The sequence below is a fragment of the Bacillus sp. GZB genome (assembly GCF_001975995.1).
Lineage (GTDB): Bacteria > Bacillota > Bacilli > Bacillales > Bacillaceae > Bacillus > Bacillus velezensis.
Window position 1 is genome coordinate 24,141 of the sequence record NZ_MTQG01000010.1, and the last position, 12,085, is coordinate 36,225.

Below are 12,085 nucleotides of genomic sequence, written 5' to 3' on the forward strand. Positions count from 1 at the left end.
ATGGTGGGTGGAGCGCTTGAAGCATATTATTGAAGATTTAGCGGAGGCCCGGCTTCATTATTTAATCAACGGAACCGAGATGAGGCACAATGGGCAGCCCGGCGATCTTGAGGTCCTGACGAGAAAAAAAGAGCTGTTTGAAAAACGGAAAGTTGACATCGTGAAAGCGAAGGCAAAAGCCGTCATTGTCAAAAGCAGCCTTGAGGACGACGGCACGTTATGCGTCATGTACACGATTCATTTCGAATATTTGTGCAAGGAGCATGACGGACACCTTTACTTAGAAGAGCAGATTGAGGAACGGACTGCATTTCTCTATGATCAGCTGTTGATTAAAGACCGGGAAGTAAAGAAAAAACCGGCGGGATTTTCTGACGGAAACAGCGTAATTGAATATGAGCGGAGTGAACGGGAAGATTTCGGGCGGGCGTTTCAATACGACCGTCTGGCTGCCGTGCAGTACGCGGAGAAGTTTTGGAATAAACGAAATCCCGCTTATAAAAATTTCAGCGATAATTGCACCAATTTTATTTCCCAATGTTTACATGCCGGAAAAGCACCGATGCGGGGGCATCCGAACAGAGGCTCAGGCTGGTGGATGAAGGCAAGCTCGTGGAGCTACAGCTGGACGGTCGCGCATTCGATGAAGATGTATCTGGCCCAATCCAAGGCAGGGCTTCGCGCGGTGCAAGTATCGAGAGCTGAAGAACTGATGCCCGGAGATATCATTTGCTATGATTTTGAAGGAGACGGGCGTTTTAATCATACGACGATCGTTGTCGCAAAAGATAAAAGCAATATGCCGCTTGTCAATGCCCAAACGTATGACAGCAGAATGAGATATTGGTCATATGAGGATTCAACGGCGTATACTCCTTCCATCAGATATGCGTTTTTTCATATTACGGATGATACGACAAAAGAGTAATTAATGATATAATGGTGGGCGGAATAAAAAACAGAGGTGAACATCGTGGCATTACATGTCGTTTTATATCAACCCGAAATCCCGGCCAATACGGGAAATATCGCACGTACTTGTGCGGCAACAGACACAACGCTTCATTTGATCCGCCCGCTCGGATTCTCAACCGATGATAAAATGCTGAAGCGCGCCGGACTCGATTATTGGGAGTTCGTCAACGTCGTATATCATGATTCATTGGAAGAGTTATTTGAGGCATATGAGAACGGAAAGTTTTTCTTCATTACTAAATTCGGCCAAAAGCCGCACACATCATTTGATTACTCAAATACGGAGGAAGACTTTTTCTTCGTATTCGGCAGAGAAACGAGCGGACTTCCGAAAGAATTGATCGAAAACAATATGGACCGCTGCCTGCGTCTGCCGATGACCGAGCATGTGAGATCATTAAACCTGTCCAACACGGCCGCGATTCTTGTATATGAAGCGCTGCGCCAGCAAAATTACAGAGATTTGACGTGAGAAAAAACGCCCGCATCCGGGCGTTTTTTTATTGAATAAAAAAGACGGACAGCAGCTGTTCACGGCATTTTTATATTTCCAGGCTTAACAACGTAACAGTGTTATGTTACAATACATTCATCGAAGGAGCTGGATTCATGGAGGAACAACTGATTTCTAAAAAAGAATTGCTGGAAGAAACATCAATTTCATACGGACAGCTGTACCGCTGGAAACGGAAAAATTTAATCCCTGAAGAATGGTTTATCCGAAAATCAACATTTACAGGCCAGGAAACATTTTTTCCGAGAGCGGAAATATTAAAACGCATCTCAAAAATACAGAAAATGAAAGAAAATCTGTCTTTGGATGAAATGAGAGAAATGCTGTCTCCGCAAATGACTGATGTCAATATAACGTCTGCGGAACTGCTTCAAAAAGGACTGATTTCAAAGGCTGCGCTGCAAGTTTATGGCGAAGACGGCGTGACATTCACGTCCCGCGCGCTGCTGTCTTTATATGTGCTTGAAGGACTTTTGCGATCGGGCAATATCAGCCTTGAGGAAGGAAAATTGGCGGCAGGGGTGCTGAAAACGTATGAGGCTTCCGAACTGAAAGCAAATACGGAGCTTGTCATGCTCCGAAAGCTTGGCGTAACGACGTGCTTCATCGCAGACGCGGAACATATTTTATTTGAACCGACTGTCAAAGTGGTTGAACGGGTGGCGCTTGCTGCGGCATCGGAAGAATTAAAAACGAAATGGATGCAGGAGGACCACCAATGGAAGTAACAGATAAATTAATCATCAACGGTTCAGGAAGTTCAAAAGGAGGCCGTTTTCATACAGTGGAGATCAACGGAAGCGGCACGGTGTCAGGTGATGTGGAGTGCGCGAGCTTTTTGTTTAACGGCAGCGGAAAAACAGACGGACATGTCAAGACGCAAACGCTGACGATCAGCGGTTCGGGGAAAATTTCCGGCAGTGCCGAAGCTGAATCCATCCGTATCAACGGAACGGGTGTCATTAAAGGTGATGTCAAAACGGAGCGGCTGAACGTCGCGGGATTTTCATCTTTCGGCGGCGGTGTGAAAGCTGATGATATTTTCATATCCGGGAAAGCCGGGATTGAAGGCGATTGCGAGACAGAGACGTTCCGTTCGGAAGGCAAATGCAAGATCGGCGGCCTGCTGAATGCCGATGAAGTCAGTATTAAGCTGGCGGCGGGAGAAAGCCATGTGAAAGAGATCGGCTGCCGCCATTTGAAAGTGATGAGCAGAAAGAGCGTGCTTACGCGTTTTAAGCTGATGCCGGCCCCGGTGCTGACAGCGGAGCTGATTGAAGGTGACATCATTGAATTGGCGGACACGAACGCGAAGACAGTCCGCGGAAATCATGTGCGGATCGGCGCAGGCTGCACCATTGGGACTGTGGAATACAGCGGCGATTTTACATGTGATCCTTCCGCTTTGGTTAACAAAGTCGTGAAACGATAGGAGGAACTGCGATGGAAACGACAAAAAAATTGAGTCATTTAAAAATGTACGGAGCCGGACACGCCTCCGGCGGCTCCTACCAAAATGTAAGCATTAAAGGGGAAGGAACTGTCGGCGAAGGACTTCAAAGCGAACGCTGCCGGATATTCGGTACGGGACTCTTTCTCGGAGATGCCGAGATCAACAGGCTGAAAATTTTCGGAGAGCATGAAGTTGCAGGAGATTTATCAGCACGTTCAGCAAATGTGATGGGCACATTGAAAGTCGGCGGCTCCATGCGTTTCGCCACGATGAGGCTGAAAGGACTTGCTGAAATTGGCGGCGGGGCCGCGGGAGAGCGGTGTCATTTAAAAGGAAGTCTCACCGTCGGCGGCGATTGCGAGACGGAGCTGCTTCATGTAACAGGATGTATCAATGTGGCGGGATTGTTAAACGCGGGGGACGTAAACATCCATTTGCGTTATGACCGAAGCCGCGTGAAAGAAATCGGCGGCACATCGATCACCGTCAGACGGAAACCCGGTTTTCTTAAACGGAAAGCCGGCACGCTTTCTGCTGAATTGATCGAAGGAGACGCAATTTACCTCGAATACACGGAAGCGGACATCGTCAGAGGAAAGCATGTGGAAATCGGCCCGGGCTGCAAAATCGGAAAAATCGAGTATCAAACAAGCTGCAAATCTCATGAAAAATCAACTGTCCAAGAACATATTCAAATATGAAACATTGTTATGTTGTGCAGGAAAGGGTGCTCTTTATGAAGAGCACCCTTTTTCCGTTATTTGTTTTCAGGTTTGCTGTCGTAACCCGCCGTAAAAATGGATACTAAAAAAGTGAGAATGACCCCAAGTAAAATGATCGTTTTCATCATTTCTCCTCCTCATTGCTTTTCCATTTGATGTCCGAGTCTGGATGAAACTGTATTTCTTTCATTATGAACGGTGCACCGGACCCTTGTCAATGACGGCCTTATAACGTCTTTATTTTTAAGAAACGAAAAGCATGTATTATCACGTCACCGCATAGATTGTAACAAAGTACCTTATTTCTAGTGCATTAACCATGATAGAGGAGGTTCTTATGGATATATTAAAGAAAATTGAAAAGTACAGAGAGGAAGAGCAGCGTCTCAAATGGGAAGGGACGTTCGCTGATTATTTGGAGATCATAAAAGAAAATCCATTGGTCGCGCAGTCTGCTCATTCTCGCGTTTTTAATATGATAAAAGACAGCGGAATCGAGGAGGATGACGGTAAAAAGACATACAGCTTTTTCTCGCGGGAGCTGTTCGGCCTTGAGGAATCTCTGGAACGGCTCGTGGAGGAATACTTTCACCCGGCTGCCAAGCGGCTCGATGTAAGAAAACGGATTTTACTATTGATGGGACCCGTCAGCGGCGGAAAGTCAACTCTTGTCACCATGCTGAAAAAAGGGCTTGAAGCCTACTCATTGACAGACAACGGCGCTGTTTACGCCATTAAAGGCTGCCCGATGCATGAAGATCCTCTCCATCTCATTCCCCATCATCTGCGCGACGACTTCTACAGAGAATACGGCATCAGAATTGAGGGCAGCCTTTCTCCGCTTAATGTCATGCGGCTTGAAGAAGAATACGGCGGCAGAATTGAGGATGTAAAGGTTGAACGTATATTCTTCTCGGAGGATAAACGTACCGGAATCGGAACCTTCAGCCCGTCTGATCCGAAATCACAGGATATCGCCGACTTGACGGGGAGTATTGATTTTTCAACAATTGCCGAATACGGCTCAGAATCAGATCCGCGCGCTTATCGGTTTGACGGTGAATTAAATAAAGCGAACCGCGGAATGATGGAGTTTCAGGAAATGCTGAAATGCGATGAAAAATTTCTGTGGCACCTTCTGTCACTCACGCAGGAAGGGAATTTTAAAGCCGGACGGTTTGCGCTCATCTCAGCCGACGAATTGGTTGTTGCGCATACGAACGAAACGGAGTACCGCTCGTTTATTGCCAATAAGAAAAATGAAGCCCTTCACTCCAGGATCATCGTGATGCCTGTTCCTTATAATTTAAAGGTGTCAGAGGAAGAACGGATTTATGAAAAAATGATTTCTGAAAGTGATGTTTCTGACGTACACATCGCCCCCCATACATTAAAAGTGGCCGCGATGTTTTCTATTTTGACCAGGCTGAAGGAACCGAACCGTTCTGATATTGATCTTGTCAAAAAAATGAGGCTCTATGACGGAGAAAGCGTTGAAGGTTACAATTCCGTTGATCTGGAGGATATGAAGAAGGAATTCCACGATGAAGGAATGAGCGGAATTGACCCGCGCTATGTCATCAACCGCATTTCCTCAACGATTATCCGAAAAAATATGGAATCGATCAATTCGCTTGACGTGCTGCGTTCCTTAAAAGAAGGACTTGACCAGCATCCGTCGATCTCCGCCGAGGACAAAGAGCGGTATATGAATTTTATTTCCGCCGCCAGGAAAGAGTACGATGACATCGCTAAAAAAGAAGTGCAGAAGGCGTTCGTCTATTCATATGAAGAATCCGCGAAAACTCTCATGGACAATTATTTAGATAATGTGGAAGCGTACTGCAATAAAAATAAGCTCCGCGATCCGCTGACGGGAGAAGAAATGAATCCTGACGAAAAACTGATGAGATCCATTGAAGAGCAGATCGGCATTTCAGAAAACGCGAAAAAAGCGTTCCGCGAAGAAATCTTAATCCGCATATCCGCCTATGCAAGAAAAGGAAAACGCTTTGACTATAATTCGCACGAAAGACTCCGCGAAGCGATTCAGAAAAAGCTGTTCGCAGACTTAAAAGATGTGGTGAAAATTACGACCTCAACCAAAACGCCGGATGAACAGCAGCTTAAAAAGGTCAATGAAGTTGTTGCAAGGTTAATAGATGAACACGGTTATAATTCGACTAGCGCTAATGAACTGCTGAAGTATGTCGGAAGCTTGTTAAACCGCTGATGTTTGATTTCATTGAGAGGCCCGTCTGTATAAGGACGGGTTCTTTTGGCTGTTTTTCGCAATTGTTTGTCAATTGGAGAGTCCGTCCGGCATAAGATGAAAATAAATCTTTTCGCCGGACTTGTTTCATAAACAGGACCAAGCCGGAATACACATGTAAAACGACCATAACGGTTAAGGAGGGGAATTCATGTCCCGTAATGACAGCGGAAATTTTTTGATTTCAGAGGAAGACTGGTCCCTCCATCGCAAAGGCTTTGACGACCAGCAGCGCCACCAAAAGAAAGTACAGGAAGCGATAAAAAACAACCTTCCGGATCTTGTCACTGAGGAAAGCATTATTATGTCCAACGGAAAAGATGTCGTGAAAATCCCGATTCGTTCGCTTGATGAATATAAAATCCGTTATAACTATGATAAAAATAAACATGTCGGCCAAGGCGACGGCGACAGTGAAGTCGGCGATGTCGTCGCAAGAGACGGCGCAGATAAAAAGCAGGGTGCCGGAAAAGGCCAGGGAGCCGGCGATCAGGCAGGCGAGGATTATTATGAAGCGGAAGTTTCATTGATGGATCTGGAAGAAGCGCTGTTTCAGGAATTAGAGCTGCCGAATCTGCAGCAAAAGGAAAGGGACAATATCGTCCATACCGATATCGAGTTCAATGATATCCGGAAAACCGGGCTGACAGGGAATATCGATAAGAAAAGGACGATGCTGTCGGCCTATAAACGAAACGCTATGACAGGCAAGCCGTCGTTTTACCCTATTTATCCGGAAGATCTGAAATACAAAACATGGAATGATGTGACGAAGCCGGAATCGAAAGCTGTCGTTTTAGCCATGATGGATACAAGCGGTTCGATGGGCGTATGGGAAAAGTATATGGCGAGGAGCTTCTTTTTTTGGATGACACGATTTTTACGGACAAAGTATGAAACGGTTGATATCGAATTTATCGCCCACCATACGGAAGCGAAGGTCGTGTCCGAAGAAGATTTTTTCTCGAAAGGCGAGAGCGGGGGCACCATCTGTTCCTCCGTTTACCGGAAGTCTCTTGAATTAATTGATGAAAAATATGACCCCGCCCGCTACAACATCTATCCGTTTCATTTTTCAGACGGAGATAACCTGACTTCGGATAACGCCCGGTGCGTAAAGCTCGTCAATGACATCATGAAAAAATCGAATCTGTTCTGTTACGGTGAGGTCAATCAATATAACAGGCACTCCACCCTCATGTCCGCCTATAAAAATGTCAAAGATGATAAATTTAAATACTACATCCTGAAACAGAAATCAGACGTATTTCAAGCGCTGAAAAGCTTTTTTAAAAATGAGGAAGCCGGTGTAAGCAAAGCATCGTATTAAATATAAAGCCGAGTGAAGAATCGTGGGCCGCGGTTCTTCGCCCGGCTTTTTTAAATTAAAAATAAAGAGAAAAAACGGCATAAAAAAAATCCTTAAAAAATGAAACTTTTCTCTTTACAAACCTTCTTTCATTTATTAATATTTTATCTTGTGAACTATTATTAAGGGAATGAGGTGAAAATACGGTGATTGAATCAGAGCTCGCTTTGCTCAGTTTTGAACAACTGTTTGATACTTCCAGATCGATTTACAAAAAGCAGAAAATGATTCTGGAGACAGTGCTTGAACCTTTTGATATTACAGTGCTGCAGTATCTGCTGATGTTCAAAATACATAAGAGCAAAAGCACGCAGCTTTCAAGGCTGGCTTTGTCGCTTGATCTGAAACCGGCGTCTGTCACGAGAATGACCGATATTCTGTATAAGCGCCGCCTAATGGTTCGGAGCGACTATCACGACGACCGGCGTGTTGTTATGATTCAGTTAACCGAAGAGGGGGAAGAACTTCTAAAGAAAGCTGCTGTTCAATATGCCGAAAAAGCGGCGGTCTTATACCGGCAGCTCAATACCGCTGAACTGCAGTACCTGCGCAAGCTTGCGGAAAGTTTAACGAAGCTTGCAAACGGCTGTGCAGTGAAAAACGGAAAATAAAAAAATCCCCACATATTTTTATCATCATTCCACAAAATGATAGAGGAAGAAACGAAAGGAGAAAACAAAATGAACAGAGGACGTTTAATTCTGACCAACATTATCGGTTTGATTGTTGTTCTTGCAATTATAGGCGGAGGTGCTTACTACTATTATCAAAGCACACACTATGTAAAAACCGATGAAGCAAAAGTTGCCGGCGACATGGCTGCTATCACAGCTCCTGCTGCGGGTAAAGTAACTGACTGGAACCTTGATGAGGGGAAAGAAGTAAGCAAAAACGACGTTGTTGCAAAAATCAAAGGACAGCAAAATGCTGACGTAAAAGCCATCATGGATGGAACAATCGTGAAAAACGAAGTGAAAAACGGCCAAATGGTGCAAGCCGGTACGACAATTGCCCAGGAAATTGACATGAAACACCTTTACATCACTGCAAACATTAAAGAAACAGACATTAGAGACATTGAAGTAGGAAACAAAGTAGACGTAATTGTTGACGGCGATCCTAATACAACATTTGACGGAACAGTAGAAGAAATCGGTTATGCGACAAATTCAACATTTGATATGCTGCCTTCTTCAAACTCAAGCGGCAACTACACAAAAGTAACGCAAAAAGTTCCTGTTAAAATTTCACTCAGCAACCCATCTGACAAGGTGCTTCCTGGTATGAACGCATCTGTAAAAATCTCTGAATAATACAGATCAGTCATCAAACCATGAAGGGAGGTTGTCTTAGGTGGCTAAATCAGATAATCAAGTAAAAAGTCCTAAAACATTGCTTATTGTGCTTATGGCCGGGTTATTCCTGGCGATCTTGAACCAAACGCTTCTTAACGTGGCGATGCCGCACTTAATGACCGAGTTCGGTGTGAGTGCGACGACGATTCAGTGGCTTACGACCGGATACATGCTGGTCAACGGTGTTTTGATTCCGTTATCTGCGTTCTTAATTACCCGGTTCGGACAGAGAAGCCTCTTTCTCGTAGCCATGTTCTGTTTTACAGCGGGAACGTTAGTCTGCGGAATCGCGCCTAACTTCTCAACCATGCTGATCGGCCGGTTAATTCAAGCGGTCGGCGGCGGTATCCTGCAGCCGCTGGTCATGACAACCATTCTGCTTATCTTCCCGCCTGAAAGCAGGGGGAAAGGAATGGGGATTTTCGGTCTTGCGATGATGTTTGCTCCGGCGGTCGGACCGACTCTTTCCGGCTGGATCATCGAGCATTACACATGGCGCATTATGTTCTACGGCCTTGTTCCGATCGGGGCAATCGTTATTATCATAGCGTTTTTCCTCTTTAAGAACTTGGTGGAACCGCAAAAAATCAAACTCGACAGCTTGGGTGCGATTCTATCCATTGTCGGATTTGCCTCATTGCTCTACGGAGTCAGTGAAGCGGGCAGCGACGGCTGGGGAGATCCGATCGTGCTGTCTACCGTCATCGTCGGTGTCATCGCGATTGCCGCGTTTGTCATTCAGCAATTGCGCTCTGAAAAACCGATGCTCGACTTCCGGGTATTTAAATATGATATTTTCTCACTTTCCAGTGTGATTAACATCATTATTACCGTTGCGCTTTACACAGGAATGTTCCTGCTTCCGATTTACCTGCAGAACTTAGTCGGCTTTACGGCGCTGCAATCGGGTCTCTTGCTATTGCCGGGCGCGATTGTCATGCTGATCATGTCGCCGATTTCCGGTATTCTGTTTGACAAAATCGGTCCGAGACCGCTTGCGATTATCGGGCTGGTCATCACGGTCGCAACGACATTCCAGTACACAAAATTGACAATTGACACACCTTACACGCACATTATGCTTGTCTATGCCATCCGCGCATTCGGTATGTCACTGTTGATGATGCCTGTTATGACAGCCGGAATGAACCAGCTTCCGGCACGGTTGAACAGCCACGGCACGGCGATGAGCAACACGCTGCGCCAGATCAGCGGTTCAATCGGAACAAGTTTGATCACAACGATTTATACGAACCGTACGACAATGCACTATTCGCAGATTGCGGATAAAACGAGCACGGCTGATCCGAGCTTCATGCAGTCGTTCCAAAGCGCGGTTTCGAATTTAATGGTCAACATGAACATGTCGCTTGATGCGGCGAAACAAACCGTTTATTCTTATCTCTACAAAACAGCTTCACTTAATTCCAACGTTATGGGGATTAATGACGCGTTTATGTGGGCGACGATCTTTGCGGTTATCGGCGTAGTCCTGAGCCTGTTCTTGCGTGACGTACGGAAAGACAAACAGCGGGCGAAGAAAAAAGAGGAGCTGTCATTGCTTCCGGCCCCTAAAGAAGTGAAGGAATCTTAATCATCTGAATGGGAGGTTTCCTGAATGAAAATTTACGTAGTGTACGATAGTGAAGGCGAACATACAAAACACCTTGCTGAAGCCATTGCCGAAGGAGCACGAGAAAACGCTGAGGCTGAAGTCCTGATCGACCATGTCGATCAAGCAGACATCCGCAAGCTGAAAGACATGGATGCCATTATCTGGGGATGCCCGGGACACTTTGGCACCATCAGTTCAGGCTTAAAAGCGTGGATCGACAGACTCGGCTATCTGTGGGCTGAAGGCGAGCTGATTGATAAAGTCGGCGCCGTATTCTGTACGACGGCGACAACACATGGCGGATTAGAAATGACAATGCACAATCTGATCACTCCTATGTTTCACCAAGGCATGATTGTTGTCGGGCTTCCCGGCAACGTTCCTGAAAACGCGCTGTACGGCTCTTACTACGGCGCGGGCGTCACATGCCCGGTTGACAGCGATGTGCTGATGACGGAAGAAGGCCTTCAATTAGGCCGTGCGCTTGGCAGACGTGTCAGCCAAGTCACAGGTAATCTAACTGCCGGACGACAGTAAGGAGAGGGTTATATGGCCATTATTATAGCGGTTATTGCTGCTGTCATTGTGATTGCACTTCTTATCACATTCAATGTCCGCAGCACTTCTGCAGGACAGAATGTCAAAGAAGAAAAGAGAGAAGCGATCGGCACTACAGCCGAACAGCCGGAAAAGCATGATCCGGCCGAGGAGCGCTCAGCCGAGCATGCTCCCGTCGTTGTAAAATCTGAATCTCCCCGTGAGAAAAAGAATACAATGGGCGATGATGTGTACCGTCAGGCGCTTCAGAAGTTTAAGACTTCTGAGACGGATCAGGAACCAAACGATCCTGATAGCGGCGGCAAAATGCAGGATAGCAGCTATCGTGATGCGCTGCTCTCCTTAAAAAACAAAAAGAAGTAATTGAAAAGGCAAATCTGCGTAATAGCGGATTTGTCTTTTTTTTATTGAAGATATTGTAATACATGATGATCTAGTGTACTATGTTACTCATACACTTGATCCGAATGGAGAGAGCAAGAATGACATCGTTTTTAGGTTTGCTGAAAAAAGATGCGAAAGTTTCATGGATTTGGCTCGCGGTGTGGCTTTGCGGCATGATTTGCTGGGCGTTTGCAGCCCACGTCATCGCTGCCCGTCAGAAAGAACCGCTCGTCATTTTCGGCTTTTTTGCGGCAATGGGGTTTTTTCAATTTCTTGTAGCGCCGCTGTTTATGTACTATCACCTTCATAAAGAAGGAAAAAACCAGCTGTGGCTTTACAATCCGAATGGAGGATTTTATCTGCTGGCTTCCAAGCTGACGGCCTCACTGCTGTATCAGTTGATCGGGCAGCTGGCGCTGACCGGCTACGGCATTTGGATGTACCGGATGCTTTCTGCAAAAGGAGCGCTGGAACACACCATTCCCCTGGCCGGCACATTAACCGGACTGAATGCTTACCTGCTGATCAGTTCAGCGTACTTATCTGTGATCGTGGCCGTATTTTGGACTGTTTTTCACTCATTAAAACATGTTCCCGTCCTCCGTTGGGTGATCTGCATCGTGCTTGCGTTTGTCTGGACCTATATTGACGATAAAATCATTACGCCTTTCACTTCATCTCAACATGATTTATGGCCGGTAAAAGTGTATGCGAATTTTGATTTTCATTATACAAAATTGACCGGATGGACGATGGAGCTGAAAGCCGTCCACATTTCGCTTTTCAGCTTCCTGGCAGTGATCGTGCTTGCGGCGCTCTGTCTCGCGCTGGCCTCTATGCTGCTGAATCGAAAGGTTGAGGTGTAATG

13 protein-coding genes are annotated in these 12,085 nt (G+C 45.9%); all 13 read left to right on the forward strand.

Going from position 1 to position 12,085, the window contains the following annotated elements:
• Window positions 1-16: 16 nt before the first annotated feature.
• The 13 genes from BXO87_RS00305 (at window position 17) to BXO87_RS00370 (ending at window position 12,083) form a co-directional block, all read left to right on the forward strand.
• Window positions 17-928 (forward strand): amidase domain-containing protein, encoded by a 912-nt coding sequence (locus BXO87_RS00305; RefSeq protein WP_032875156.1) that lies wholly within the window; start codon window positions 17-19, stop codon window positions 926-928.
• A 36-nt stretch (window positions 929-964) separates the two neighbouring features.
• The gene (trmL, locus tag BXO87_RS00310) at window positions 965-1,447 is read left to right on the forward strand and encodes a tRNA (uridine(34)/cytosine(34)/5-carboxymethylaminomethyluridine(34)-2'-O)-methyltransferase TrmL (RefSeq protein ID WP_007610253.1); all 483 of its coding nucleotides are present in this window, start codon (window positions 965-967) and stop codon (window positions 1,445-1,447) included.
• A 137-nt stretch (window positions 1,448-1,584) separates the two neighbouring features.
• Window positions 1,585-2,217, forward strand: coding sequence for a YhbD family protein (locus tag BXO87_RS00315; protein ID WP_007408428.1), 633 nt, complete (start codon window positions 1,585-1,587; stop codon window positions 2,215-2,217).
• On the forward strand, window positions 2,208-2,921 hold the full coding sequence (locus BXO87_RS00320) for a polymer-forming cytoskeletal protein (RefSeq protein ID WP_017417324.1): 714 nt from the start codon (window positions 2,208-2,210) through the stop codon (window positions 2,919-2,921). Before BXO87_RS00315 ends, BXO87_RS00320 begins: the two co-directional genes overlap by 10 nt.
• 11 nt (window positions 2,922-2,932) lie before the next feature.
• Window positions 2,933-3,643: a hypothetical protein gene (locus BXO87_RS00325; RefSeq protein WP_032874211.1), complete on the forward strand. Its 711-nt coding sequence runs from the start codon at window positions 2,933-2,935 to the stop codon at window positions 3,641-3,643.
• A gap of 358 nt (window positions 3,644-4,001) precedes the next feature.
• A complete protein-coding gene (prkA, locus tag BXO87_RS00330) occupies window positions 4,002-5,897 on the forward strand; it encodes a serine/threonine protein kinase PrkA (protein ID WP_003155391.1) in 1,896 nt (631 codons plus the stop codon).
• Between the two features lie 190 nt (window positions 5,898-6,087).
• On the forward strand, window positions 6,088-7,266 hold the full coding sequence (gene yhbH / locus BXO87_RS00340; protein ID WP_017417325.1) for a sporulation protein YhbH: 1,179 nt from the start codon (window positions 6,088-6,090) through the stop codon (window positions 7,264-7,266).
• Window positions 7,267-7,451: 185 nt separating this feature from the next.
• Window positions 7,452-7,916, forward strand: a complete 465-nt coding sequence (locus BXO87_RS00345) for a MarR family transcriptional regulator (protein WP_003155389.1) — start codon at window positions 7,452-7,454, stop codon at window positions 7,914-7,916.
• Window positions 7,917-7,952: 36 nt separating this feature from the next.
• Window positions 7,953-8,618 (forward strand): HlyD family secretion protein, encoded by a 666-nt coding sequence (locus BXO87_RS00350; RefSeq protein ID WP_007610259.1) that lies wholly within the window; start codon window positions 7,953-7,955, stop codon window positions 8,616-8,618.
• A gap of 40 nt (window positions 8,619-8,658) precedes the next feature.
• Window positions 8,659-10,254: an MFS transporter gene (locus BXO87_RS00355; protein WP_003155387.1), complete on the forward strand. Its 1,596-nt coding sequence runs from the start codon at window positions 8,659-8,661 to the stop codon at window positions 10,252-10,254.
• A 24-nt stretch (window positions 10,255-10,278) separates the two neighbouring features.
• Window positions 10,279-10,812, forward strand: a complete 534-nt coding sequence (locus tag BXO87_RS00360; RefSeq protein ID WP_003155386.1) for an NAD(P)H-dependent oxidoreductase — start codon at window positions 10,279-10,281, stop codon at window positions 10,810-10,812.
• A gap of 12 nt (window positions 10,813-10,824) precedes the next feature.
• Complete coding sequence (locus BXO87_RS00365; RefSeq protein WP_025284468.1) at window positions 10,825-11,196, forward strand: hypothetical protein; 372 nt, start codon at window positions 10,825-10,827, stop codon at window positions 11,194-11,196.
• 119 nt (window positions 11,197-11,315) lie between these two features.
• Entirely contained in the window at window positions 11,316-12,083 is a 768-nt protein-coding gene (locus BXO87_RS00370; RefSeq protein WP_038457403.1) for a hypothetical protein, read from the forward strand.
• Window positions 12,084-12,085: the final 2 nt, after the last annotated feature.

Coding starts and splice junctions, on each gene's coding strand:
- BXO87_RS00315 (WP_007408428.1), top strand. CDS start 1,585: ATGGAGGAACAACTGATTTCTAAAAAAGAATTGCTGGAAGAAACATCA.
- BXO87_RS00320 (WP_017417324.1), top strand. CDS start 2,208: ATGGAAGTAACAGATAAATTAATCATCAACGGTTCAGGAAGTTCAAAA.
- BXO87_RS00325 (WP_032874211.1), top strand. CDS start 2,933: ATGGAAACGACAAAAAAATTGAGTCATTTAAAAATGTACGGAGCCGGA.
- prkA (WP_003155391.1), top strand. CDS start 4,002: ATGGATATATTAAAGAAAATTGAAAAGTACAGAGAGGAAGAGCAGCGT.
- yhbH (WP_017417325.1), top strand. CDS start 6,088: ATGTCCCGTAATGACAGCGGAAATTTTTTGATTTCAGAGGAAGACTGG.
- BXO87_RS00350 (WP_007610259.1), top strand. CDS start 7,953: ATGATAGAGGAAGAAACGAAAGGAGAAAACAAAATGAACAGAGGACGT.
- BXO87_RS00360 (WP_003155386.1), top strand. CDS start 10,279: ATGAAAATTTACGTAGTGTACGATAGTGAAGGCGAACATACAAAACAC.
- BXO87_RS00365 (WP_025284468.1), top strand. CDS start 10,825: ATGGCCATTATTATAGCGGTTATTGCTGCTGTCATTGTGATTGCACTT.
- BXO87_RS00370 (WP_038457403.1), top strand. CDS start 11,316: ATGACATCGTTTTTAGGTTTGCTGAAAAAAGATGCGAAAGTTTCATGG.